This is a genomic window from Flexivirga sp. (assembly GCF_051955415.1).
Classification (GTDB): Bacteria; Actinomycetota; Actinomycetes; order Actinomycetales; family Dermatophilaceae; genus Flexivirga.
The window spans coordinates 1-25,638 of record NZ_JBQCGS010000015.1 but is presented as its reverse complement, the minus strand read 5'-3'; the positions used below and the strand labels follow the sequence as shown (position 1 = coordinate 25,638).

Genomic DNA, 25,638 nt, shown 5'->3' with positions numbered 1-25,638 from the left:
CCTCACTTCTTCTGCAGGGTCGGTTTGTCCCAACCACGTTGGGGCGCACGGGAACCCGTGCCGGAGCCGGGCCGCTCGTCACGGGAGCGGTAGACGATGTAGGGCCGGGTGAGGTAGCCGACCGGTGCGCTGAAGACGTGTACCAGCCGGGTGAAGGGCCACAGCGCGAAGAGCACCATCGCGACCATGGCGTGCAACTGGAAGCTCCAGGGTGCATCGGCCATCAGGTCCGGGTCGGGCCGGCAGGTCCAGATCCCGCGGAACCACGGACTCACCCCGGTGCGGTAGTTGTAGTCGCCACCGACGTGGAACAGACCGGACGCCAACGTGTTCCAGACACCGAGCACGATCGCCGCGGCCAGGAAGACGTACATCACCTTGTCCATCCTGGTCGTCGCGGAGAAGACCGGGCCGGTGACGCGGCGGCGGTAGACCAGGATCACCAGGCCGGCCAGTGCGATGAGCCCGGCCGGTATGCCGCCGGCGAGCGCGATGACGTGGTAACCGTGTTCGGAGATGCCGAGGGCGTCGGTCCAGACCTTCGGGATCACCAGACCGATGATGTGGCCGGCCAGCACGCCGAGCATCCCGAAGTGGAACATCGGGCTGCCCCAGCGGAGCAGGTTGTTCTCGTACAGCTGTGAGCTGCGGGTCGTCCAGCCGAACTTGTCGTAGCGGTACCGCCAGAAGTGCCCGACGATGAAGATCGCGAAGCATACGTAGGGCACGATCACCCACAGGAAGAGGGCCATCAGGACACTCCGTTCGTCGGCATGCCGAGATCGACCGGGACCGGTCGAGGGTTGAGTCGCGGGTCGAGGCTGTATGGCGAACTGTCGATCCCGACATCCTCGGAGGGCGGACCGGACGCGATCAGCTCCGCGAGGGCACGCTCGTCGTCGCCGCCGAGCGACGGGAGTGTCGCACGCAAGGCCGCGACCACCGGCAGCCAACGGGATCCGCGGCGGACCAGCGCCCGGTGCAGCAACTCCAGGCCGACCCGGTGGTCGTTGAGCAGCTTCCATGCCGCGTCGCGATCGGTGAACGCGCCGAATTCCAGCAGCACCGGCAGGAAGTCGGGCAGTTCGCTGCTGTCGTCGGCCAGCTGCACGCCGGCGCGCCGGTAGGCCTGTTTGAACTCCACCAGCTCCACTCCGCGACGCCGAGTGTCGCCGCTGCTGAAGTAGGTGAGGTGCAGGCTGCACTTGCGGGTGACGTCGAACGTGTCGACGTAGTCGGCTTGCAGGTCCGCGAGTGGCACCGACATCGCGTCGTCGAGATAGGCCGACAACAGCGTGCCGATCTCGGGCGGCAACTGGGCGCTCACCGCACGCACGGCGGGAAAGCGTTGCAGCGTTTCGGCATCGGGGTATTCCAGTAGCAGCGACACCGACTGCCAGGTGGCGGCGACCACGTCGTCCGGCAGCTGCGCGGCGGCCCGGCGGTGCCGCTTCCACAGCAGCGATCTCACGGCTGTGTTCCGTCGTCGGGTGGGAAGAGGCCCTCGGGCACACCCCTACCGTCCCAGTTGAGCAGGTTGACCCGCCCGGCCCTCGAGCCGCCGGAGATCAGGGTGTCCCGATCGGAGGTCTGGCGCTCCTTGAGCATCTGGAAGTTCTCGATCGCCACCGGGGTGAGCACCCCGGTGCCCGAGCCCTCCCCGAAGGGTGCGGAGGCGCGTTCGGGGTCGTCGTACCCGCCGACCGCGCACTCGGTGGCCAATTCCTCCAGCCCGTGGGCTTGTTCGGCGTGTGCGGTCGGTATGACGTAGCGCTCGTCGTACTTCGCGACCGCCATCAACCGGAACATCTCGTACATGTCCTCGGCACTCATTCCGACCGATGCCGCGATCTCCTCGTCGGGGTCGCCGCCCAGGTTGATGTCGCGCATGAAGGACCGCATCGCGGCCATCCTCTTCAGCACCCGGTCGACGGTGGCGACGTCACCGGCGGTGAAGAGATTGGCCAGATATTCGACCGGGATCCGCAGTGTGTCGATGGCGGCGAAGAGATTGCGCTGGTCCTCGGCGTCGTAGCCGGTGTCCTTGACGACGTCGACGACCGGCGAGAGCGGCGGGATGTACCAGACCATCGGCATGGTGCGGTATTCCGGGTGCAGCGGCAACGCGACCCGGTAGTCCATGATGAGCCGCCGCACCGGGGATCTCTTGGCCGCCTCGATCCAGTCACCGGGTATGCCGTCGCGTTCGGCAGCGCGTTGCACCTGCGGGTCGAACGGATCCAGGAAGCAGTCCAGCTGCGCCTGGTAGAGATCCTGGTCGTCCGGGGTCGCCGCGGCATCGAGGACGCGGTCGGCGTCATACAGCATGATGCCGATGTAGCGCAGCCGCCCGACGCAGGTCTCGGCACACACCGTCGGGATGCCCACCTCGACGCGCGGGTAGCAGAAGGTGCACTTCTCGGCCTTGCCGGTCTTGTGGTTTAAATAGACCTTATTGTACGGGCATCCGCTGATGCACATGCGCCAGCCACGACACTTGTCCTGGTCGACCAGGACGATGCCGTCCTCCTCGCGCTTGTAGATCGCCCCACTCGGACAGGAGGCCGCGCACGCCGGGTTGAGGCAGTGCTCGCAGATGCGCGGCAGGTAGAACATGAAGGTCTGCTCGAACTCGAACTTCACCTTGTCCTCGATGCCCTTGAGCATCGGGTCCTGCACGGCGTGCTCGCCGGCGCCGCCGAGGTCGTCGTCCCAGTTGCCCGACCACTCCACGTTCATCGGCTTGCCGGACAGCAGCGAGTAGGGGCGGGCGACCGGGTAGTTCTTGGTGACCGGCGACTCCAGCAGCGTCTCGTAGTCGTAGCTCCACGGCTCGTAGTAGTCGCGGATGTTGGGCAGCTTCGGGTTGCTGAAGATGGTCGCGAGCTTCTTCAGCCGGTTGCCCGACTTGAGGGTCAACCGGCCGTTCGGCAGCACCTTCCAGCCGCCCTTCCAGCGCTCCTGGTCCTGCCAGGTCCGCGGGTAGCCCAGGCCCGGCCGCGTCTCGACGTTGTTGAACCAGACGTACTCCATCCCGGCCCGGTTGGTCCACGCCTGCTTGCAGGTGACCGAGCAGGTGTGGCAACCGATGCACTTGTCGAGGTTCATCACCATCGACATCTGCGCCATGACTCGCATCTTTGAATCTCCTTCCGGCTGCTCAGTATTCGACAGAGGTCGTTCGCTTGCGGATCATGGTGACCTCGTCGCGGTTGCTGCCGGTGGGGCCGATGTAGTTGAAGAAATAGGACAGCTGCGCGTAGCCGCCGATCAGGTGGCTGGGTTTCATCATGATGCGGGTCATTGAATTGTGTATGCCGCCGCGCTTCTTGTCCCGCTCGGTCAGCGGCACGTCGATCAACCGGTCCTGCGCGTGATGCATGTAGACGGTGCCCTCCGGCATCCGGTGCGAGACGATCGCCCGGCATGCGACGACGCCGTTGCGGTTGACCATCTCGACCCAGTCGTTGTCGCCGATGCCCACCTTGGCGGCGTCCTTGTCGGAGATCCAGACCGTCTGACCGCCACGGGACAGCGACAGCATGAAGAGGTTGTCCTGGTACTCGGAGTGGATCGACCACTTGTTGTGCGGCGTGAGATAGCGCACCGACACTCCGAGTTCGCCGGTCGCGCCGACCTTTGCCTCGCCGAACAGCCGGGTCATGTCCAGCGGTGGACGGTATGTCGGCAGTGCCTCCCCCATCCGCAGCATCCAGTCGTGGTCGAGGTAGAAGTGTTGGCGTCCGGTGAGCGTGTGGAACGGCTTGAGGCGTTCGATGTTGATCGAGAACGGGCTGTAGCGCCGGCCACCGGTCTCCGACCCGGACCACTCCGGGGTGGTGATCACCGGCTGCGGTGACCGCTGCGTGTCGGCGAAAGTGATTCTCCTGCCTTCACTCTCGGCCGCCAAGTCGTGCATCTGGTGTCCGGTGCGCTGCTCCTGGGTGCGGAAGCCCTGCGTCGCCAGATGCCCGTTGGTGGCGCCGGAGAGCATCATGATCAGCTGGGCGACCTGCACGTCGGTGTCCAGCCGGGGTCGACCGGCAGCCGGCCCCGTCGCCACCACACCGTGCTCGTGCCGCAGCGTCTCCAGCTCCTCCGAGACGTCATACGTGATGCCCTTGCAACTCGTGCCGAGCGTGTCGAGCAGCGGGCCGACCGACGTCATCTTGTCGTAGACCGCGGTGTAGTCGCGTTCGACCGGGATCAGCGCCGGCATCGTCTTGCCGGGGATCGGGTCGCACTCGCCGAGCTTCCAGTCCCGCACGATGCCGTGTGGTGTCGCCATCGCGTCCGGGGTGTCGTGCCACAACGGCTTGGCCACCAGGTCGGTGCGGGTGCCGAGATGGTCGACCGCCAACTCGGAGAAGCGTTTTGCGATCTCCTTCCAGGCGTCCCAGTCGGTCTTGCTCTGCCACGGCGGGCTGATCGCCGGGTTGAACGAGTGGATGAACGGGTGCATGTCGGTGGTGTTGATGTCGTGCTTCTCGTACCAGGTCGCGGCCGGCAGCACGATGTCGGAGAACAGCGTCGAGCTGGTCATCCGGAAGTCGATGGTCATCAGCAGGTCCAGCTTGCCGTCGACGATCTCGTCGGCCCACGCAATGTCACGTGGGCGCTGCTCGGGCGGTGCCTGGCGGGCTGTGACCGCCCCCTCGGCCCCGAGCAGGTGCTTGAGGAAGTATTCGTCCCCCTTGGCGCTCGAGCCGAGCAGATTGGAGCGCCACAGCGTCAGCACTCGCGGGAAGTTCTCCGGGTTCTCCGGTTCCTCGAGCGCGAACTTCAACTCCCCGGACTGCAGCTTGTCGACCACCCAATCCTTCACGTCTGCGCCGTCTTTGGCGGCGAGGTCGGGGATCTCGATCGAGCTCTTGTCGAACGTGGGATAGGTCGGCGACCATCCCAGCCGAGCCGATTTGAGCAGCAGGTCCATGACCGTCTGCTCCGGGAACGCGCCCATGCCCCCGCCGACGGTGTCGGCGAGGAAGGTGTCGTAGCGGTATTGGCCGGTGTTGACGTACCAGTAGGCCGTCTGGTTCATGTGCCGCGGCGGCCGGCTCCAGTCGAGCGCGAACGCGGCGTTCTGGAAGCCCATCAGCGGCCGGACCTTCTCCTGGCCGACGTAGTGCGCCCAGCCGCCGCCGTTGCGGCCCTGGCACCCGGTGATCGTGGTGAGCATCAGCATCGCCCGGTAGATCAGGTCGGAGTGGTACCAGTGGTTGGTCCCGGCGCCCATCAGGATCATCGAACGGCCTTGCGTGTCAGCCGAATTGCGGGCGAACTCGCGCGCGATGCGGGCGCACGCCTCGGCCGGGACGGAGGTGATCTCCTCCTGCCAGGCCGGGGTGTATGGCGCTCGCGGGTCGTCATACCCCTGCGGCCAGACGCCGGGCAGGCCCGGCCGACTGACGCCGTACTGGGCGAGCATCAGGTCGAAGACGGTGGTGACGACGTGGTCGCCGACGCGGGCGACCGGCACGCCGCGTTCCTCCAGGACGGCCTGCCCGTCGGCTGCGTCGAAACGCGGCAGCCGCACCGCGACGGACTCGCCCTGCTCGGACCAGAAGGTCAGCCGCGGCTGCAGGTCCTCCAGGTCGAGGTTCCACTTGCCGACACCCTCGTCGCCGAACCGGTCCCCCAGCGTGCCGTTCGGGACCACCGGAGCACCGCTCGCGTCGTCGAAGACGACCGGCTTGAAGAGTGCGTTCTCGCTCGTCCGCGCAGGGTTCTCGAAATCTGCGGCGACGAGGTTCTTGCCCGGCCGCCAGCTGCCGTCGTCCTGCTGGTCGAGGGTGATCAGGAACGGCAGGTCGGTGAATTTCCTGACGTAGTCGTCGAAGTAGTCGACCTGCTGGTCGACGAAGAACTCCCGCAGCACCACGTGACCCATCGCCATGGCGAGCGCGGCGTCAGTGCCCGGCGCGGGGGCGAGCCACTCGTCGGCGAACTTGACGTTCTCCGCGTAGTCCGGACTCATCACGACGACCTTCTGGCCGCGGTACCGCGCCTCGGTCATCCAATGCGCATCAGGGGTGCGCGTCAGCGGCACGTTGGTGCCCCACATCATCAAGTAGCCCGCGTCCCACCAGTCACCGGACTCCGGCACGTCGGTCTGATCGCCGAAGATCTGCGGGCTGGCCACCGGCAGGTCGGCATACCAGTCGTAGAAGCTGAGCATCGGTGCACCGATGAGCTCGTTGAAGCGGGCGCCGGACACGTAGCTGACCTGGGACATGGCCGGGATCGGCGAGAAGCCCGCGATCCGGTCGGGGCCGTAGCGTTTGATGGTGTAGACGTGCGCCGCGGCGATCATCTCCACTGCGTCCGCCCAGGACGCGCGCACGAGCCCACCCTTGCCGCGGGCTTCCTTGTAACGAGAGGCCTTTTCGGGATCCTGCACGATCGAGGCCCAGGCGACCACCGGGTCGCCGTACTCCTCGCGCGCCTCCTGGAACATCGTCAGCAGCGTCGCCCGCACGTAGGGGTAGCGCACCCGCGTCGGGGAGTAGGTGTACCAGCTGAATGCCGCACCGCGCGGGCAGCCGCGGGGTTCGTACTCCGGCTTGTCGGCTCCGGCGGTCGGGTAGTCGGTCTGCTGCGCCTCCCAGGTGATGATCCCGTCCTTGACGTAGACCTTCCAGGAGCACGATCCGGTGCAGTTGACGCCGTGCGTCGAACGCACGACCTTGTCGTGGCTCCACCGGTCCCGGTAGAAGGAGTCGCCCTGGCGGCCGCCCTCGGCATACATCGCCCGCTTGTCGGCCGACACCTGCGCGCGGGTGAAGAACCGCCGGGTACCGACCAGCGCGTCGGTCAGCTTGTCGTCCAAACCTGAAGTTGTCATCAATGAACCTCCTGCAGTTCCGGAGAGGCGGGTGCGGCGCTGCGGCGTACGACGGTGAGGATGAGCACGAGGGTCAGCGCCGAGCAGATCGCGAGCAACCACATGCCGATCGCGTAGGACCGGGTCTGGCTGTAGATGTAGGCCATCACCAACGGTGGCACGAAACCGCCCAATCCGCCTGCGGCTCCGACAAGCCCGGTGACTCCGCCCACCCTTGCCGGATCGGTCGCCTCGGCGATGAGTGCGAAGGTCGCCCCGGAAGCCGCCCCGAGGGCCGCGTCCATCACCAGGAAGACCGGTGTGCCGTAGCCGCGCAGCGGAGGCTCGCCCGCCGCGATGGCAGCGCACACGGCCACCAGCCCGAAACAGGCCGAGAGCACCGGCAGCGAGCCGATCTTGTCCGCGAGCGTGCCACCGACGGGGCGCATGATGACGGCGATGATAACGAAGCCGGCCATCTTGTTGGCGGCGTCCGCCGCGGAGAGGGCGTAGGCGTTCTTGAGGTAGAGCGGCAGGAAGACCGAGAAGGCGACATACCCGCCGAAGCCCACGGTGTAGAGGACGCCTGCGTGCCAGGTGATCGGCAGCTTCGCCGTGGCGACCAGCCGTTGCACCAGCGGCGTCGAGGGTGTGACGCGCCCCGGCGCGTCACGCAGCACGAACCAGGCGACGACGGCGTAGACCGCCAGTGCGATCGCCACGATGAGGAACGGCACCGCCTTGCCGTGTGCCTTGAAGATGCTGACGGTGGTGAGAGCACTGATCGCGGTCCCGCCCATGCCGGCCCCGAAGATCCCGACGGCCATCCCGCGCTTGTCCGGCGGGAACCAGGCGTTGACGAACGGCACCCCGATGGCGAACGTCGTGCCACCGATGCCCAGCAGCACGCCGAAGATCAGCAGTGCGACGAAGGAGTTGAGTGCAAAGAATCCGATCGCCAGCACCGGGACGATGGTGATCGCCGAAACCAGCGGGAACATCACCCGGCCGCCGTACTTGTCGGTGAGCGCGCCGACCGGGATCCGGCCGATCGAGCCGACGACGACCGGCACGGCGACCATCAGACTGGCCTGACTCGCGGTCAGCGGTTGCCCGTCGGAGAAGGGCAGGAAGCTGAGCTGCTTGTTGTAGGCATCCGGCGGCAGTTTCGCCTTGTCCGGGCTGAAGAGCGGCCCGAGCGGGCTGACCAGCGCCCAGGCCCAGAAATTGATCGCGAACCCGATGGTCACCGTGAGAAGTTGCAGCCAGGCTGCGCCGGACGCCTCGCGCGGCTGGTCTGGTGTGGCAGTCATGTGATCCTCGTTCAGCTCGTGTCGAACCGTCTCGTGAACCTTACCGACAAACTACTACTGCGCGTAGTAAACGCCAGTGACCGTGCGTCGACGGTATGCGGGGCGTGGCTACGCTCCTTCACTCTATGCAGCACATCCGTCACACGGGTGACTTCGCGGTGGAGACGTGGGCACGACAGCACGACGAACGCCGGGCCGCAGTCCTGGGAGGACTGCGGCCCGGCGTGTGGGTGTGTCGTCGGCGGCGCGGCGGCGAGCCGTCAGGCCGCCCCGGCGCAACCCCACGGGCCGAGGCCGCGCGAGGCGTAGACGTGGTTGGCGACGGTGATCTGCTCAGCCCGGCTGGCCAGGTCGGCCCGGGACGCGAAGCGGCCGCCACCGGCGCTCAGCCAGGTGCCGATGTCGAACTGCAGGCCGCCGTAGTAGCCGTTGCCCGTATTGGTGGCCCAGTTGCCACCGGACTCGCACTGCGCGATGCGATCCCACATGGCGGCGCGGGACAGATCGAGCCCGCCGGCGCTGCGTGACGTGCTGGTGGGCGTGCTGGTGGGTGCCGGCGTAGCCTTCGCGGTGCCGACCACGAGGACCCGGCTGACCGGCTGCCGCGTCACGACGCGCTTGACGAGGGTCGTGCGGCTGACCACCTGGCCGGCCAGCTGCTGGCGCCAGGTGAGGGTCGCAGCGCCGGGCACACCGGCGCGTTGCACACGGGTGCGACCGGCGGCGAGAGAGTCGTCATACTTGCGCACCGTGTCGAAGCCGACCCGCTGCGTGCTGGTGACCGTGCGGGTGGTCACCGTGGGGCGGGCCTCATCACGCGAGACCTTCTTGGCCACCGCGCGATGACCGGCCGGCGTGCTGTGCGAAGGCCTGGCGGACGGCGCCACGGACGGCATCGCTGCCGGACTCGTGGTCGAGGTGGTCGGGCGGGTGGTGATCGCGGCGGTGTGCGCACCGGCGGACGAGCCGGCGGCACAGGCGCTGATGCCGAGCCCTGCGGCGACGGTGACGGCCGCGATCGCTGCGGTCTTGGTCAGGCGGTAGGGCGTGCGGTGGGACGTGCGGTAATTCAATGGGTCTCCGATGCCGGGCTGTCCGTCGAGCGGCGAGGCGCACGTCGGCAGCGCTGCCATCAGCATGAGGCGGGGATCGCTGGTCGGTGCGGGGCGAACGGCGGTGCCTGGCTCGCCCGGCCGCGTCTCGCGCAGCCGTGTTCGGGGGGGGTGCCGACTCTCGGGTTGAACTCATCGAGCGTGACGCACCTGCAGGGCAAAGGTCAAATTTCGATAACGATAGTCACGTCACACTTGCGCGTGACCCGGATCGCACTCCCGCAACACGGCCATCCGCAGAGTCGGCGGGCGCGACTCGGGCCCGACCCGGCGTTCGGTGCCTCGCGGTCAGTCCACCCAAGGACCGTAGACGCGTTCGCTGTTGTCCGACAATGCCCGGCACAGGGTCGGGACGTCGACCGCGAGCACGTCCGCCATGGCGCGGACCGTCAACGGGATGAGGTACGGCGCGTTGGACGCGCCGCGGTACGGGGACGGCGTCAGGTAGGGCGCATCCGTCTCGACCAGCACCTGCTCCAACGGCACGATCGCGAGGGCATCGCGCAGGTCTCGGGCGTTCTTGAAGGTGACCGTGCCGGAGAAGGAGAGCAGGTAGCCCTGCTCCACGCATCGACGGGCGAGGTTGATGTCACCCGAGAAGCAATGCAGCACAGTGCTTTCCGGCGCACCTTCCTCGTCGAGGATGCGCATCACGTCCTCGTGCGCGTCACGATCGTGGATCTGCAGCGCCTTGCCGGCGCGCTTGGCCAGATTGATGTGCCACCGGAACGAATCCTGTTGCGCACCAACGCCATCCGGACCGGTGCGGAAGTAGTCGAGCCCCGTCTCGCCGATCACTCGAATGCGCGGGTGCGCGGCCAACTGCTCGATCTCGGCCCACGCCGCGCGCAGGTCACCGGATGCGGCGAGTTCGGCGGCCTCGTTGGGGTGTATGGCGACACCGCCGAGCATCCCCGGGTGCTGCGCGATCTGGTCCACGGTGAAGCGCGCACCGGCCAGCTCGCAGCCGATCTGCACCACCCGATCGACCCCGACCGCAGCCGCCTGCGACAGCGCCGCCGCGACATCCGGCGGAGGGCCGTCGTGCCGGGCGATGTCGAGGTGCGTGTGGTTGTCGACGACCGCTATCGGCAGCGGCTCCGGTGCCGGCTGCGGTCCGCTGACTGCGCTGCGCTGATGTCCCTTGCTCACGCACAAGTCCTCTCTGCCGTCGGTCACGCTGATCGAGTGCCGGGGGAGCGAAGCGGAGGAGGTGTATCGAGATCGAGTGCCGGCACTTGATCTCGATACGCTCCTTCGTCGCTACTCGATCAGCGTCGTGCTCAGCGTGCACGACCGAACGGGTCATCCGGGTCGATCGGGTCCAGCTTGGCGAAGATCGGCGTCGGCTTGGCGACCGGCGCGCCGACCGGCACCGGGCGGGACCGCCAGCGCGGGGTGTCGGAGTATTCGCCGGTAATGATCGGGTAGGCGCGGCTGTCGTCATCCAGGTCGCGCACCTGCTCCACACGCGGCATCGGCATGAATTCGCCGGTGCCGCCGAACGTTTCGAAGACCTTGTTGGAGCTGTGCGGCAGGAACGGCGACATCATCGTGTTCAGGTCGGTGATCGCCTGCGCCAGCGTGTGCAGGACCGTCGCCAGTCGCTCCCGCTGATCGTCGCCCTTGAGGCGGAAGGGCTCGGTGTCGGTGACGTATTTGTTCGCCGTCCGGACCAGGCGCATCACTTCGGCGATCGCCGCCTTCTGCCGCTGTGCCTCGAGCAGTTCGCCGACGGCGTCGAAGCCGCCGCGGACCGCCGCGAGCAACTCCTCGTCGATCGGCTCCAGCACGGCCGGTGAGGGGACCTGCCCGAAGTTCTTGGCGATCATCGACGCGGTGCGATTGACCAGGTTCCCCCAGCCGGCGACGAGTTCGTTGTTGTTGCGGCTGACGAACTCCTCCCAGGTGAAGTCGCTGTCCTGGGTCTCCGGACCGGCCGCGCAGATGAAGTAGCGCAGCGCGTCCGCGCCATACGTGGCGATCATGTCCTGCACGTAGATCACGTTGCCGCGTGAGGTGGAGAACTGCGCACCGGACAGGTTGAGGAAGCCGGAGGCGACGACCTCGGTGGGCAGGTTGAGTTCGCCGTACTCCCCCGGCTCACCGCCCTTGTCGCCCTTGCCCATGTAGCCGAGGAGTTCGGCCGGCCAGATCTGGGCGTGGAAGGTGATGTTGTCCTTGCCCTGGAAGTAGTAGCTCTTCGCAGCCGGGTCGTTCCACCACTCGCGCCAGCGTTCGGGCTCGCCGACACGTCGGGCCCACTCGATCGACGCGGACAAGTAGCCGATGACCGCGTCGAACCAGACGTAGAACCGCTTGCTGTCCCAGCCCTCGACCGGGATCGGGATCCCCCAGTCGATGTCGCGGGTCATCGCCCGCGGATGCATGTCCTTGGCCAGCCTCTTGACGAAGTTGATCACCCCGGGCCGCCACGTGCCGGTCGCGTCGACCTCGTCCAGCCACTGCTGGAACGCGCCGGCCAGCGCCGGCAGGTCGAGGAAGAAGTGCTCGGTCTCGACGAACTGCGGCACCTCGCCGTTGATCTTGGACCGCGCATCGATCAGGTCGGACGGGTCCAACTGGTTGCCGCAGTTGTCGCACTGGTCGCCGCGGGCCTCCGCGAATCCGCAGATCGGGCAGGTGCCCTCCAGGTAGCGGTCCGGCAGCGTGCGACCGGTCGACGGGCTGATCGCCGTCGTGGTCGTCTGCTCGATCATGTAACCGTTGGCGCGGATCTGGGTGAAGAGGTTCTGCACGACCTGGTAGTGGTTGCGGGTCGTGGTGCGGGTGAACAGGTCGTAAGACAGCCCGAGGTCGAGCAGGTCCTGGGCGATGACCGCGTTGTACTTGTCGACGATCTCCTGGACGCCGACACCCTCTCTGTCCGCGAGGACCAGGATCGGGGTGCCGTGCTCATCGGTGCCGCTGACCATCAGCACGTCGTGGCCCGCCATACGCATGTAACGGCTGAAAACATCTGCAGGAACGCCGAATCCGGCGACGTGACCGATGTGACGGGGCCCGTTGGTGTAGGGCCACGCGAGCGCAGACAGAACCTTCATGATCCGCCATCCTAGTTAACGCCCGAACCTCGTCACCGCGCGCGTTTGCACGCGCGACCAGGCACTGACACGATCCTGCGCAGTACGCACAGCATCGACGGGAGGTGTGGGATGTTCGCGGTGCTCACCGGAGCCGGGTTGTCGGCGGCCGCGGGACTGAACGCCTACATCCCGTTCCTCATCGTCGGGCTGCTCGCGCGGTTCACCGGCGTGATCGATCTCCCGGGCGGCTGGCAGTGGATCGAGTCGTGGTGGGCACTCGGCATCGGCGCCGTCCTGCTGATCAGCGAGCTGGTGCTGGACAAGATCCCGGTGGTCGACAGCATCAACGACGTCGCCGGCACCGTCATCCGTCCGGCGACCGGCGGTCTCGTCGCTGCCGCCACCCAGTCGGCGAGTGCGCTGGACCACTCCTCGTTCCTGCGGGACCACGAGTGGATCGCCTTCGTCGGCGGCCTGGTCGTCGCCGGTGTGGTGCACGCGGGCAAGTCGAGCGCGCGACCGGCGGTCAACCTGGGCACCGCGGGATTCGGCGCGCCGGTCGTCTCCACGGTGGAGGACGTGTCGTCGCTCGGCCTGTCCCTGATCGCTGTCTTCGTGCCCGCGCTGGTGGTCGTCGCGCTGGTGGTGCTTGCCTGGGCGCTGTGGGCATGGGCCCGACGGATGCGCGGCTTCGCGCGAAGGAGGCGGGATGCCGAGCACGTCACCTGACCGGCCGGGCTTCCTGTCCTCCTGGTGGGAGAAGGCCATCGCGCTGGTGGTGCTCGTCGCCGCCGTGCTGCTGGTGTTGCAGTGGTGGCAGGGCCGGGGACCGTCCGGCCCGGCACGTCCGGGTATGGCGCCGGCGACCGTCGTGTCACAGCATTCGGCCGGCAACGGCGAGACCGACGTGACGGCCCGCTATCGCATCGACGGCACGGCCCACACCATCACCGGATCCGTCGGCACGAGCGCCTTCCGGCAGCAGGGACGGGTCGTGTGGGTGTGCTACCAGCCGGGCGACCCGACCGACGCTTCCCTCCGATTGCCGCAGGACGACCTCTGCGGTCAGCGGTGACGCGCCTCAGCAGGTCGGCGTGACACGCTGCCGGTGCGGGAGCTGCACCAGCGTGACGGTGCCGCGGCGCCATACCTGTGCCGCTTCGCGAACCAGCTTCTCCCGTGCGCAGACCGGCACCTGGTAGGTCCACTTCGGTTTGCTGGTGAACATCACGTAGTCGACCGACGGGTGCTGATCGGGGCGCAGCGAGTAGGCGTCGTATGCCGGCACCAGGTAGGCACCGACGTCGGCCTGGGTGGCGACCCGTGCGTCCTTCGGCAGGTGATCGGCGGCCAGCAACCGGATGTTGCGCACGACCGGCGCGGTGCGGAACAGCGACGACGGCGCCACCGACCGGTCAGCCATCTCGGACACCGCGAGCGCGAAGCCGGCGAGCACCGCGATGCCCACCGCGGCCTTCTCCCACGGGTGAACCCCGGGTCTCGATACACCGCCCGTACCTCGCGGCACTCGACCAGCGGGCAGCTGCACTCGACCGACGGTGTCGACGAAGGCCAGCAACCCGATCGGCCAGAGGATGACGTCGTAGTGGAAGTCCAGTGCCCAGTAGTGGATGTTGGACGAGACCGCGCGCCACAGCAGCGTCGGCACCGCGAGCACCGTCAGCTTCGAGCGGACGCCGATCACCAGGGCGAGCACGACATACATCAGCACCGGCAGCAGGCGCTGCGGGCTGAGGCTGTGGTCCTCCGGGACGGGCAGCTTGTTGCTCGTGCCGATGCCGAAGTAGGCGAGGTAACCGGTGCCGCTTCCCGGTGCGAAGGCGCCGAGCACCACCATCGCGACGAGCACGCCGGCGACGCCGAGGCCGGCGAGGATCAGCGGCCGGCGCCAGCCGTCGGCCCGATACATCCACCACCAGCAGAACCCCGCCGCGAAGACCGTCAGACCGAGGTCCTCCTTGGTCAGCAGCAGCCATACCGACGCCGCCACCGCCCACCCGAAACGGTGCTGCAGCAACGCGATACACAGCACTGCCAGACCGATCGCGGCATACGCGACCTCGTGCACGTCGAACATCGCCGTGGTCAGCACGGCGCGGGAGAAAATCCCGACGACGGCGATCAGCACGGCGACCTTCCACCCGGCCCGCCGCCGGGCGTAGCCGACCATGACCCCGAGCGCGGCGCCCAACAGCACCGACTGGGTGATCAGCAGCGCGGGCGGTGTCGGCCAGATCCGCCACACCACTCCCCAGGTCGCCAGCAGCGGGCTGAAGTGGTCGCCGAGCAGCGACAATCCGCGGATGTGCGAGACCGGCCAGTGCCCTCGCGACCACGCGTCGGCGCCCTGGGCGAAGATGCCCAGGTCGTAGTCGGCGCTGTTGCCGGCATTCCACCGTCCGAGCGCGAGCACCGCGAAGAAGACCGTCGCCACGGCAGCGGAGGCCGCACCGAGCAGCCACGCCTGCCGGCGCGGGCTGCCCGCGGCCGACTCAGCGCGCGGCGAGAGCTGCGTCATACAACGCCTTCTTGGACAGGCCGGTGTGCTCGGCCATTTCGGCACACACCGTCTTGAGCCGCTCACCGGCCGCGACCCGCTGCTGTATGACGGGCAGCACGTCCTCGATCGACGCACTGACGGCCGGCGCACCCGAGACCACCACGGTGATCTCGCCCCGGGCACCCTCGAGCGCCCACTCGGCGAGGGCCGCCAACCTGTCGCGCCGGACCTCCTCGTAGGTCTTGGTCAGCTCCCGGCACACGGCGGCGATCCGGTCCCCGCCGAAGGCCTCCGCCATCGCGGTCAGCATCTCGGCCAGCCGGTGCGGCGCCTCGAAGAAGACCATGGTGCGCTGCTCACCGGCGAGTGCGGCGAGTCGCCGGGCGCGTTCGCCGGCCTTGCGCGGCAGGAACCCCTCGAAGCAGAAGCGGTCGGTCGGCAGCCCCGAGACCGCCAGCGCCATCAACACCGCCGACGGACCAGGCACGCAGGTGACCCGGATGCCGGCCGCGACGCACGCGTTGGACAGCCGGTATCCCGGGTCGGAGACCGACGGCATACCGGCATCGGTGACCAGCACGATGCGGGCACCCGCGCGCAACTGCTCCAGCAGCTCCGGGGTGCGTGCCCGTTCGTTGTGCTCGTGGTAGCTGACGACGCTGCCCCGGGGTGTCACGCCGAGTTCGTCCAGCAGCCGCCGCAGCCGGCGGGTGTCCTCGGCGGCGACGACGTCGGCACCGGCCAACTCCGCCGCCAGTCGCGGGGCGGCGTCCCGCGAATCGCCGATGGGTGTCGCGGCCAGCACCAGCACACCGTCAGTCATGGTGGGCAGTCTCGCACGGCATACGCCCGGCGCCGCCCGGGCACGTAGCTGCCTCGGTTACTGTGACCCGCGACCGGCGACGCGAAAGGGGGCAGGAGCGTGACGATCACGTTGGCACCGGACACGGCCGACAGCGCCGCGGACGACCCGGTGGCGAACCGCCGCGCCGTGCTGCGCCGTCGTCTGCTCGGCGCGCCGCGCACCGCCGAGGCGAAACTCTGGGCGTTCCTCGGTCCCGCCATCGTCACCGTCATCGGCGGCATCATCCGCTTGTGGAACGTCGGCCGCCCGCACCAACTGGTCTTCGATGAGACGTATTACGTCAAAGAAGGCTGGTCGATGCTGCTCTACGGCTTCGAACGCAAACAGGACAAGTCGACCGGCATCACCAACAACCCCGACGGCCTCTTCACCATGGGCAACCCCCATGTGTATGGCGCACAGGCCGACTTCGTGGTCCATCCGCCGCTGGGCAAGTGGTTCATCGGCTTCGGGGAGAAGATCTTCGGGATCGAGTCGTCGTTCGGCTGGCGGTTCGCCGTCGCACTGTTCGGCACCCTGGGCATCTACCTGGTGGGCCGCGCGGCGTGGCATCTGTTCCGGTCGCCGGTGCTGGCCACGCTGGCGTCGATCCTGCTCTGTTTCGAGGGCACCGAGTTCGTGATGTCCCGGACGGCGATCCTCGACATCATGGTGATGTTCTGGGCGCTGGCCGCGTTCACCGCACTGCTGGCCGACCGCACCCGGACCCGCCGCATCCTGGCCGACAAGGTGGCTGCGATGCAGACCGCCGGCACGTGGGAGAAGGCATCGCTCGGCGGCCCGTGGCTGGGCTGGCGACCGTGGCGGTGGGTGGCCGGGCTGTGCCTGGGCATCGACATCGCGACGAAGTGGTCGGGCCTGTACTTCCTGGCGGTGTTCGGGCTGATGACCTGCTTGTGGGACCTGGGCGCGCGACGGGCGGTCGGCGTGCGCCGCTACTGGTCGGCGACCTTCGTCAAGGACGCGTTGCCGGCCTGCGTCAGCGTGCTGCTGCTCTCGCTCGGGGTCTATCTGACCAGCTGGTTCGGCTGGATCGCCAGCAACGACGCCTACGACCGACAGTGGGCCGCCGACAACCCGGCCACCCAGCACTCCGGGTTCTCCCCGGACAGTTCGCTCTTCTCCTGGATGCCGGACTGGCTGCGGTCGCTGTGGGAATACAACTCCCAGATGTTCCAGTCCGCCTCGGACATCACCTCCTTCCATCCCTACATGTCCAACCCCTGGTCGTGGTCGCTGCAGACCCGGCCGACGTCCTTCTTCTACGAGGGCCCGAAGCAGGGCGACCCCGGCTGCCACGTCGCCCAGTGCAGCAAGGCCATCACCTCCCTCGGCACGGTCAGCATCTGGTGGCTGGGCACCATCGCACTCGCGGTGCTCCTGTTCTACTGGCTGCTGCGCCGCGACTGGCGCGCCGGTGGCATCCTGGCCGGCGTCGCGGCGGGTTGGCTACCGTGGTTCCTCTACCAGAACCGCACGATCTTCACCTTCTACTCGGTCGCCTTCGCGCCATACATGGTGCTGGCGTGTGTGTTCGTTCTCGGCCTGCTGCTCGGCAGACCCGGGGCGAGCGAGCAGCGGGTGATGATCGGCAAGGCCGCGGTCGGCGGTTTCACCATCGTCACCGTCGGGCTGTTCATCTTCTTCTGGCCGATCTGGACCGGCCAGGTGATCCCCTACAGCCACTGGCAGTGGCGAATGTGGCTGCCCAGCTGGGTCTGAAGGGTCACCTCAGGAATTGCTCGACGTGGCCGGGCACGATCTGCGCGGCGAGCTTGCCGACCTGGTCCTGCGGCAGGTCGACCACCGGGTAGTCCTTGGTGCCCGCAGCCGTCGCCAGGCTCACCGTCGCCAACCCTGCGCGGCGCTGGAAGAACGACCGCCGCACAGTGACGCCGACGGCACCACGCCGCTCGACCACGTTGGTGGACAAGCCGATCGAGCCCGACCGCGTCACCAGGAAGCGGTCGGTCACCGCGTGCCCCAGCCAGTGCGCGCGACTTCGTCCCAGCGCGAAGCCCGCCACCAGCGGCAGCACCGCGGCGGCGGCCAGGAACGGCAGCCCCCACCCGATCGCCGCCGCGACCAGTGCCGCCGCAGGCACGAGTGCGCCGCCCAGCGCCCGCGTGTACCGCCGCCGGGTCGCCGCGGCGCCGTGCCGTCGCAGCTGTATGGCGCCGGCGTCCTCGCCGAGGACGGTTCCGGCGGTACGGACCACCACCGGCTCGGGCGACGGCGGCGTCAGCGTGGTGCTCATGCCGCGGCCATCCTCCTTGACCCCGGTGGTGATCGCCGACAGGTGAGCCCCGCCGGCCCAGCGCATCGGCAGCGGGCGATGGACCTCCACGCCCCGCAACCTGCGGATCTCCAGCGACGTCGCCCGGGTGGTCAGCAGGCCGCGCGACACGTGGTAGGTGCCGCCGCGCCGGTCGCGGGTGAGGCGGAAGCCATGGAAGGACAACAGATAGCCCAGCAGGGCGAGCACGACGACGACCAGCAGCGCGACGACCAGCACAGCCAGCACGGCTGCGACCAGACCGAGGCTGGCCAACCTGTCGGCGGTGCCAGTGACCAGGCCGTCCTCGCCCCACCCGAGACCGGACTCGTTGAGGAACTGCGAGCCGACACCGACGATCGCGAGCGCCGCGATCATCCCTGCCGGGCCGAACGGTGCGTAGCGGATCCACGCCGGATCGAGTTGGTAAACCACCGTTTCCGTCTCGTATGCCGCCGTGTCGCGCGCGCTGTCACCGGCGTCGCCGGTCGATCCGGGCGCTTCGTGCGCCGATGTTTCGGGCGAGACCTGAGCGGCGCGGTGCAAGAGGTCGCCACGCAGCGCGGCAGCTTCCGCCATGGTCAGACCGTCCAGTTTCAAAGACTTTTCGCCGGCACCGGTGCCGATCCGCACTTCCGCAAGACCGAGCGCGCGATGCATCACCGACGCCGTCACGTCCACCGACCGCACTCGGTCGATCGGCGCCGACACGGTGGTGGTGCTGACCACGCCGCGCCGGAGCTGGACCTGATCGGGCGCGAAACGGTAGCGGGTGCTGAACCACCGCAGGATGCCGACACCGATGGCACCGCCCGCTGCCGCGAGTCCCCACCAGTTCTGGCCACCTGTCGATCCGGCGACGACGATGGCGATCAGCGCCGGCAGGAACCGCCCGACCTCCTTGATCGGATGGATCAGCAACATCCGGGGGCTCAGCCGATGCCAGCCGTCACCGTGCTCGCCGGCGCCGCCGTCGTGCTGCCGGCGTACCAAACCCTCCCCAGGGCAGACTTCGGCACCCTCCCGACCCGGTCCCCGTACCAAACCCTCCCCAGGGCAGACTTCGGCACGCTCCGGCCCGGAATCCCGTACCAAACCTTCCCCAGGGCAGACTTCGGCACGCTCTTCCTCGTCCGTCACGTCGCATCTCCGTCACTCGCGGCCGTGACCACGGTCAGTTCGTGCACGATCCGTTCCGCGACGCCGGCGTCCAGACCCTCGATCCGCAGTTCGCCCTTCGCCGAGGCGGTCGTCACCGTCACCGAACTGAGCCGGAAGATGCGCTCCAACACGCCGCGCTCACTGTCGACGGTCTGCACCCGGGAGATCGGGGCGATCCGCTGCTCGATGGTCAACAGTCCGCGCTGGGTGTAGACGGCGTCCTCGGTCACCTCCCACCGGTGGATGCGGTAGCGCAGCAACGGCGCGATCAGCGCATCACCGATGAAAACCACTGCAATCAGGACGATCCCGAGCACTTTCCAGAGTGCTGACGGGTCGAGGAAGTACCATGCACAGCCACCGGCGACGAGCAGCACGACGGTCAGGACGACGCCCTCCACCGCCCACATCGTCCGTGCACGAGCGGACACCAGTTCGGCGGGTGGGCGCAGGTCCATGCTCCGACCTTCTCATGCGGACGGTGCCGGGCACCGCGATCGGCATACTGCCGGCCTCTGACCGGATCCGGAGTATGCCCATCGCGCGCCATACACCGCGATCGGCATACCGCCAGCCTCTGACCGGATCCGGAGTATGCCCATCGCGCGCCATACACCGCGATCGGCATACCGCGGCCGGCGCTCCCCCCGTTGCAGGCCCCCGGCCGGCGTCCCATCATGGGCCCCATGAGCAGGCACCGGGTCCAGGTCCGCAGGGTGTATGACGCTCCCGAACCCTCCGACGGCACGCGCGTGCTGGTCGATCGACTGTGGCCCCGAGGCCTCAGCAAGCAGAAGGCTCAGCTCGACGACTGGTGCAAGCAGGTGTCGCCGTCGCCCGAGCTGCGCAGGTGGTACGCCCACGACCCCGAGAAGTTCGAGGAGTTCGCCGAGCGCTACCGCACCGAACTGCAGGACCCGGAACGCGCCGATGCGCTCGAAGCCCTGCGCACGGTTGCCGCGTCCGGCACGCTGACACTGCTCACCGCCGCCAAACGCGACGACATCAGCGAAGCCACCGTCCTCGCTGAAATTCTTTCCTAGACAACGGAACCCGACGACAAGCACCCCGCAACAGTCAGCTTTCGGTCAAGAATCGACCAGAAATCCCCAGGACTATTGCGCTCGGCTTCGCAGCGGCAGCACACTCAGCCGTCGCCGACAGACAGATCCTGATCGGCACGTCCCCCTGAGGAGTTTCAGATGCGCAAATTCTCCCTGCTCGCCGCTATCAGCCTGGCCGCCTCGGCCGGCGCGGTCGGCGGCATGGTTCCCGCTGCGAATGCGACGACAGGCCACGGTGCCGGCGTGCACGCGGTGCACTCGTGCGCCACCGCGAAGGCCGGCCAGGCGTCCTGCGACGCCGTGCACCTGGTCAACAGCGCGGGTCAGAACGTCGGCAGCAGCGGCCGTCTGCAGCCCGCGGCGGCGGCATACGGCAAACCGGTGAAGCCGTCAGCCATCTCGGGCAAGACGCCCACCGACATCCAGAGCGCCTACAAGCTGTCCGGGCTGAAGTCCGGTGGCCGCACGGTGGCCATCGTCGACGCGTACGGCTACCCGAACGCCGAGCGGGACCTGGGCGTCTACCGCTCGCAGTTCGGGCTGCCGTCCTGCACGAAGGCCAACGGCTGCCTGACGATCATGAGCCAGACCGGCAGCACCAGCAGCCTGCCGCGGACCGACGTCGGCTGGTCGCAGGAGCAGGCACTCGACCTCGACGCCGTGTCGGCCGCGTGCCCGGACTGCAAGATCGTTCTGGTGCAAGCGAAGTCGGCATCCTTCGCCGACCTCGGCGCGGCCGTCAACCAGGCCGCGAAGGTGCCCGGCGTCGTGGCCATCTCCAACTCCTACGGAGGCGGCGACGCACCCGACTCGACCTACGGCAGCTACTACAACCACCCGGGCATCGCGGTCACCGCGTCCACCGGGGACAACGGCTACCAGGGTGCCAGCTTCCCGGCCTCCTCGCACTACGTGACCGCCGTCGGCGGCACCTCGTTGTCCACCGCGTCCAACTCCCGTGGCTGGACCGAGAGTGCTTGGAGCGGAGCGGGATCCGGCTGCAGCACCTCCAACGTCGCACCTGCCGGCCAGGACCCCTCGGCCACCCACTGCGCAGGTCGTGCGATGGCCGACGTGTCGGCGGTCGCGGACCCCAACACCGGTCTGGCGGTCTACGCGCCGACATCCTCGCGCAGCTCTTCGTGGGCGCAGTACGGCGGCACATCCCTGTCCTCACCGCTCGTCGCCTCGGTCTACGCCTTGTCCGGCAACACCAGCGGCTACGCCAACACCAAGCCCTATGCCAACCCGTCGGCGCTGTTCGACGTGACCACCGGCAGCAACGGCAGCAACCAGTACTGGTCCAACGCCGGCGTCGGCTGGGACGGCCCGACCGGCCTGGGCACACCGAACGGCACTGCGGCGTTCTGATCGCCAGTCCCTGACCCAGCACGAGGAGACCTCTGCCGCACCGCGCGGCAGAGGTCTCGTGCGTGGCCGACAGCGGCTTCCTCAGTAACTTCTGCGCGACCTCCCAGGTTGGGACGGCACGCTCGAGCGTGATGACCACCGACACCACCTGGGAGCTGCCCGTGCACACCGCGCGGGCCGCTCCACCGCCGGCTCGTTCCGGCCGGGTCCGGCCGTCACCGACGCGTTGGCTCGTCGGCGGCCTGACCCTCTGGGTTGTCCTGTCCGGTCTGCTCGCCGCCCGCCACGGCATGTACTCCTGGCACTACTTCGCCACCGCCGGCCGGACAGTGCTCGGGCACGGTGGATTCCACGTCTACGCGCACCATCCTGAATTGCAGTTCGGCCCACTCACCATGGCGGCATCGGCGGCTCTCGTCGCCGTACCCGCCGCTGCCGCCGACGCGCTCGCCTGTCTGCTGATGCTCGCCCTCGGTCTCGGGTGCGCCACGCTGCTCACCGACCTCAGTCGTGGCCAGACCGGGCGACGGCTGCCACTGGCCGGAGCACTGATCTACGGCTTCCTGCTGTCTCCGTTGTGGCTGGTGCTGGCCGTCCACTACGGCCATCTCGACGACGCGCTGGCGCTGTTCCTCCTCACGGCCGCCGTGGCGACCGCCCGCCGGCAGCACTGGACCGCCGCCGCACTGCTGCTGGCCGGTGCCACCGGAGCGAAGCCCTGGATCCTGCCGATGGCGATGTTGTTGCTGGCGGCGCCGCGCCCCCGCCGCCTCAAGGCGTCGGCGTTGTTCTGCGCAGCTGTGGCGATCCCGTGGATTCCGTTCGTCCTCGTGGACCCGCGCACGCTCGACCTGGGCAACTTCACGATCACCGTCGCCGACAACTCCGTGCTGCGGCTGCTCGGGTCCTCCGCGCTGACCACCCCGGCGTGGGACCGGCCGCTCCAGTTGGTGGTGGGTGCCGCACTCGCGGCGTGGCTGGCACACCGTGGCCGCTGGCTGAGTGTGCCGTTCGCAGTGTTGTCGGTGCGTCTGCTGCTGGATCCGCAGACCTACCTCTACTACGCAGCGGGTCTGGCGGTGGCTGCCGCGATCGCCGACCTGGCGCGCCGACGCCGGCTGCCGATCCTGACCGGTCTCACGTGCTCGTGGACGGCACTCGCAGCCGCACTGTCCGCACTCGGACAGCCGACCGGGTCCGCGAGCATCCGGCTCATCGGCCTGACCGTCGGACTCGCCGCGATCGTCGGCGCTGACGGCTGGTCCGACGAGACACCGGATTACCCCGCGTCCAGCTCACGCCGCCCACGGCGCCATACACCGAGCGCAACCGCCACAGCGAAACAGCCGATCAACACCATCGCGCCCATGGTCGGTCGGGAGCCGCCCGCGTAGTCCGGCACATGCGCGAAAACACCTGCGTCATCGAGCCATTGCGGTGCTCCGAGCTGCTCGTTCAGCTCGGTGACGAGCCGGGCCGAGTCCTGCGTCGCCAGCACCGCGCTGATCGTGGAAGCGGCCAGGTGCCGGAGCTGCGACAGCTCACCGGTCTCCACCAGCCGACCGTCCTTGATGATGGTGCGCTCCCTCAACGGGTCCAGGCCGGAGGTGGGCTCGTCCAGGATCAACAGCCGGGTGCGTGCCGCGAAGGCGGCGACCAGCGCATACCTCGATCATCGACTGTGACGTGACGTCACAGTCAAGACTTCCGGGCGACCACCTGCAGCCACCCGATGGGGGCGTCGAACACACCGTCGCCATACTCCTCGCGCAGTGCGTGCGCCGCGACCTCGGTCGCCCGCTCGATCCCGAGCGTCGGGTGCGCGGCGAGTGCCATGCGCAGCGGTGTGCCGTGACAGATCGCCTCGGCGGTCTCTTCCGGTGTGGACCGGCTCGTGGCGCTGAGCGTCTCCACCGCGATGTCGTCGAATCCGGCGATCCGCAGGTGCTGCCGGACCTGGTCCGGGTCGAAGTAGGCGTAGGGAACCCGCCGCAGGAACTGCACCGGCACCTCGCCGGCGGCGGCGTTGACCGCGTCATCGACGATCCGCCACGACGGGCTGGCCTCGATCCGGTCCCACACGGTGCAGCAGAACGTGCCACCGGGCCGCAGCACACGGAGCGACTCGGCGAAGCCACGCGGCTTGTCCGGGAAGAACATCGCACCGAACTGGCACGCGACCGCATCGAAGGAGCGCGCACCGAAGGGCAGCTCGAGTGCGTCCGCGACCTGCCAGGTGACGTGGTCGGAGCGGCACAGCTGCAGCGCGGTGCGCAACATCGGCGCGTTCAGATCGGTCGCCGTGACATAGGCGTCGCCGGCCGCCACGAGCTGGCGGGTGAGTACGCCTGTGCCGGCACACGTTTCGAGTATGTCGCGCGGTGCGGTGGCCAGCACTGCAGAAGCCAGCCGGCGGGCGGGCTCGGCGAAGATCAGCGGCACGAGCAACCGCTCGTACGTCGCCGGAATGGACCCGACGAATGCGGCGTCACCCTTCGCCATGGACAGACGCTACTCCGCGACGACCGGGTGGAGACAGGGCGCACGTGACGTCCTGCCCCGCGCGATAATGGCAGGAGGGTCGCGTCCCCGGCGCCCCTGACTCCCCCGATACCGGAAGAACCGTGCCAACCACACCACCGCAGACGGCCAACCGCACCTCCTCACCCCGCGAGCACCTGCCCCCCGCAGCCCACGACCGACGACAGCAGGACGGGTTGTTCGCGTCCCTGCGCAACCGCAACTTCCGCTGGTTCGTCTTCGGTCAGGCCGCGTCCACCTCCGGACTGTGGACGCAACGCGTGGCACAGGACTGGCTGGTGCTGACCCTGACGCACAACGCGTTCGTCGTCGGTGTCGCGACCGCCATGCAGTTCGTGCCGACGCTGATCTTCGGGATGTCCGCCGGACTGGTGGCGGACCGCTTCGACAAACGGCACGTGCTGATGGGCACCGTGTCGACGCTCGGGTTGTGTGCCGCCGTGCTCGGGGTGCTCTGCGTGACCGGCACCGTCCAGCTGTGGCACGTGCTGGTGATCGCCTTCCTCACCGGCACCGCCGCCTGCTTCGACAACCCGACCCGCTCGGCATTCATCCACGAGATCGTCGGCCCGGAGAAGCTGCGCAACGCGGTGAGCCTCAACTCGGCGATCTTCCAACTGGGTGCACTCGCCGGCCCGGCGGTGTCGAGCGGGCTGATCACCGCGGTCGGCACCGGTTACGCGTTCCTCGCGACCGGTGCTTGGTACGTCATCGTGTTCGCCGCGTTCCTGGCGATCCGCACCGCCGAGCTGCGCACCGTGCCGCGGCTGGTCCGGGCCAGGGGACAACAATGTATGGCGCTGGCCGAGATCGTGCACCGCCCGGTGCTGCTGTGGCCGATCGTGCTGGCCGGCGTGTGCGCCTTCTTCACCACCAACTTCGCCGTCACGCTGACGGCGTTCGCCAAGGACCTGCACCTGGACGCCGGCGGCTACGGGTTCCTGACGATCTCCCTGGCCCTCGGTTCACTGATCGGCGCGCTCGCCTCCGCCAAGTGGCCGGGATCGCGGCTGCGGCACATCGCGGCGCTGGCCGCGGGCCTGGCGGCCGGGCAGCTGCTGGCGGCCTTCATGCCGAACATGGTGACCGTCGGTGCCGCGTTCGTCCTCATCGGCGCCATCGGTATGCCGTTCCTGATCGCGACGAACACCTCGATCCAACTCGCCTCCGGCGACTCGATGCGCGGTCGCGTGCTGGGCGTCTACATGCTCGTCACGCTGGGCTCGGCAGCAGTCGGCGGACCCGTCGTCGGCCTGCTCGACCAGGCCGGCGGCGCCGCCCTGGGCCTGCTCGCCGGGACCGTGGTGATCGGTGCGGCCGCCGTGCTGGTCAGCCGCCAGCTGGCCCGGGTGGCCGGCATCGAGGTCCGCGACCGGCTCCGGCTGCGCGCTGCGACCATGCGGGCCTGGCTGGCCACCACCACGCGTCTCACCGGCCAGCGCTGAGCCGACGCGCGACACACAGCGGGGCGGCCAACGTGGCGAGGTGCGGCCCCCGGCGGTTGTGGGGGGGCATAGGGGGTTCGAACCCCAGACCAAATCAAGT

21 protein-coding genes are annotated in these 25,638 nt (G+C 68.5%); 7 read left to right on the top strand and 14 right to left on the bottom strand.

The features are described from left to right. Window positions 1-2 precede the first annotated feature (2 nt). From narI to metG, 8 genes are all read right to left on the bottom strand, one after another. Window positions 3-752: a respiratory nitrate reductase subunit gamma gene (narI, locus tag ACTHL4_RS02655; RefSeq protein ID WP_440281187.1), complete on the bottom strand. Its 750-nt coding sequence runs from the start codon at window positions 750-752 to the stop codon at window positions 3-5. Next, window positions 752-1,471: a nitrate reductase molybdenum cofactor assembly chaperone gene (gene narJ / locus ACTHL4_RS02650; protein WP_440281186.1), complete on the bottom strand. Its 720-nt coding sequence runs from the start codon at window positions 1,469-1,471 to the stop codon at window positions 752-754. Before narJ ends, narI begins: the two co-directional genes overlap by 1 nt. Further along, the gene (gene narH, locus ACTHL4_RS02645) at window positions 1,468-3,138 is read right to left on the bottom strand and encodes a nitrate reductase subunit beta (RefSeq protein WP_440281185.1); all 1,671 of its coding nucleotides are present in this window, start codon (window positions 3,136-3,138) and stop codon (window positions 1,468-1,470) included. The genes narJ and narH overlap by 4 nt, the downstream gene beginning before the upstream one ends. 22 nt (window positions 3,139-3,160) lie before the next feature. Beyond that, window positions 3,161-6,844 (bottom strand): nitrate reductase subunit alpha, encoded by a 3,684-nt coding sequence (locus tag ACTHL4_RS02640; RefSeq protein WP_440281184.1) that lies wholly within the window; start codon window positions 6,842-6,844, stop codon window positions 3,161-3,163. Further along, window positions 6,844-8,136, bottom strand: a complete 1,293-nt coding sequence (locus tag ACTHL4_RS02635; protein WP_440281183.1) for an MFS transporter — start codon at window positions 8,134-8,136, stop codon at window positions 6,844-6,846. Before ACTHL4_RS02635 ends, ACTHL4_RS02640 begins: the two co-directional genes overlap by 1 nt. Window positions 8,137-8,396: 260 nt before the next feature. Further along, window positions 8,397-9,269, bottom strand: a complete 873-nt coding sequence (locus ACTHL4_RS02630) for a transglycosylase family protein (protein WP_440281182.1) — start codon at window positions 9,267-9,269, stop codon at window positions 8,397-8,399. Between the two features lie 267 nt (window positions 9,270-9,536). Next, window positions 9,537-10,406: a TatD family hydrolase gene (locus tag ACTHL4_RS02625; protein ID WP_440281201.1), complete on the bottom strand. Its 870-nt coding sequence runs from the start codon at window positions 10,404-10,406 to the stop codon at window positions 9,537-9,539. A gap of 125 nt (window positions 10,407-10,531) precedes the next feature. Further along, window positions 10,532-12,313, bottom strand: a complete 1,782-nt coding sequence (metG, locus tag ACTHL4_RS02620; protein WP_440281181.1) for a methionine--tRNA ligase — start codon at window positions 12,311-12,313, stop codon at window positions 10,532-10,534. Window positions 12,314-12,424: 111 nt separating this feature from the next. On the opposite strand from metG, the gene ACTHL4_RS02615 reads away from it, so the two are divergent. Next, window positions 12,425-13,024 carry a DUF4126 domain-containing protein gene (locus ACTHL4_RS02615; RefSeq protein ID WP_440281180.1) on the top strand — a complete coding sequence of 200 codons (600 nt, stop codon included), beginning with the start codon at window positions 12,425-12,427 and terminating at the stop codon, window positions 13,022-13,024. Continuing rightward, window positions 13,005-13,370: a DUF3592 domain-containing protein gene (locus ACTHL4_RS02610; protein ID WP_440281179.1), complete on the top strand. Its 366-nt coding sequence runs from the start codon at window positions 13,005-13,007 to the stop codon at window positions 13,368-13,370. The genes ACTHL4_RS02615 and ACTHL4_RS02610 overlap by 20 nt, the downstream gene beginning before the upstream one ends. Window positions 13,371-13,376: 6 nt before the next feature. Here the strand turns inward: ACTHL4_RS02610 and ACTHL4_RS02605 are convergent, their stop codons facing one another. Further along, window positions 13,377-14,834, bottom strand: coding sequence for a DUF2079 domain-containing protein (locus tag ACTHL4_RS02605; protein ID WP_440281178.1), 1,458 nt, complete (start codon window positions 14,832-14,834; stop codon window positions 13,377-13,379). Further along, entirely contained in the window at window positions 14,809-15,639 is an 831-nt protein-coding gene (rsmI, locus tag ACTHL4_RS02600) for a 16S rRNA (cytidine(1402)-2'-O)-methyltransferase (RefSeq protein ID WP_440281177.1), read from the bottom strand. The genes ACTHL4_RS02605 and rsmI overlap by 26 nt, the downstream gene beginning before the upstream one ends. 99 nt (window positions 15,640-15,738) lie before the next feature. On the opposite strand from rsmI, the gene ACTHL4_RS02595 reads away from it, so the two are divergent. Further along, the gene (locus tag ACTHL4_RS02595) at window positions 15,739-17,403 is read left to right on the top strand and encodes a dolichyl-phosphate-mannose--protein mannosyltransferase (protein ID WP_440281176.1); all 1,665 of its coding nucleotides are present in this window, start codon (window positions 15,739-15,741) and stop codon (window positions 17,401-17,403) included. A 4-nt stretch (window positions 17,404-17,407) separates the two neighbouring features. On the opposite strand, the gene ACTHL4_RS02590 is transcribed toward ACTHL4_RS02595, so the two are convergent. After that, entirely contained in the window at window positions 17,408-18,949 is a 1,542-nt protein-coding gene (locus tag ACTHL4_RS02590) for a PH domain-containing protein (protein WP_440281175.1), read from the bottom strand. A 143-nt stretch (window positions 18,950-19,092) separates the two neighbouring features. Further along, window positions 19,093-19,575 carry a PH domain-containing protein gene (locus ACTHL4_RS02585; RefSeq protein WP_440281174.1) on the bottom strand — a complete coding sequence of 161 codons (483 nt, stop codon included), beginning with the start codon at window positions 19,573-19,575 and terminating at the stop codon, window positions 19,093-19,095. Between the two features lie 228 nt (window positions 19,576-19,803). Between ACTHL4_RS02585 and ACTHL4_RS02580 the strand changes: the two genes are divergently transcribed. The 3 genes from ACTHL4_RS02580 to ACTHL4_RS02570 all read left to right on the top strand — a co-directional run bounded on the left by ACTHL4_RS02580 (window position 19,804) and on the right by ACTHL4_RS02570 (window position 22,946). Further along, window positions 19,804-20,160, top strand: a complete 357-nt coding sequence (locus tag ACTHL4_RS02580; RefSeq protein ID WP_440281173.1) for a DUF488 domain-containing protein — start codon at window positions 19,804-19,806, stop codon at window positions 20,158-20,160. A 159-nt stretch (window positions 20,161-20,319) separates the two neighbouring features. Next, complete coding sequence (locus ACTHL4_RS02575) at window positions 20,320-21,552, top strand: S53 family peptidase (protein ID WP_440281172.1); 1,233 nt, start codon at window positions 20,320-20,322, stop codon at window positions 21,550-21,552. 131 nt (window positions 21,553-21,683) lie between these two features. Beyond that, on the top strand, window positions 21,684-22,946 hold the full coding sequence (locus tag ACTHL4_RS02570) for a hypothetical protein (RefSeq protein WP_440281171.1): 1,263 nt from the start codon (window positions 21,684-21,686) through the stop codon (window positions 22,944-22,946). Here the strand turns inward: ACTHL4_RS02570 and ACTHL4_RS02565 are convergent. Together ACTHL4_RS02565 and ACTHL4_RS02560 are read right to left on the bottom strand one after the other, a co-directional pair. Continuing rightward, complete coding sequence (locus ACTHL4_RS02565; protein WP_440281170.1) at window positions 22,832-23,179, bottom strand: hypothetical protein; 348 nt, start codon at window positions 23,177-23,179, stop codon at window positions 22,832-22,834. The genes ACTHL4_RS02570 and ACTHL4_RS02565 overlap by 115 nt on opposite strands. A 71-nt stretch (window positions 23,180-23,250) precedes the next feature. Beyond that, window positions 23,251-24,054, bottom strand: coding sequence for a class I SAM-dependent methyltransferase (locus ACTHL4_RS02560; protein ID WP_440281169.1), 804 nt, complete (start codon window positions 24,052-24,054; stop codon window positions 23,251-23,253). A gap of 122 nt (window positions 24,055-24,176) precedes the next feature. On the opposite strand from ACTHL4_RS02560, the gene ACTHL4_RS02555 reads away from it, so the two are divergent. After that, window positions 24,177-25,538, top strand: a complete 1,362-nt coding sequence (locus ACTHL4_RS02555; RefSeq protein WP_440281168.1) for an MFS transporter — start codon at window positions 24,177-24,179, stop codon at window positions 25,536-25,538. Window positions 25,539-25,638 lie beyond the last annotated feature (100 nt).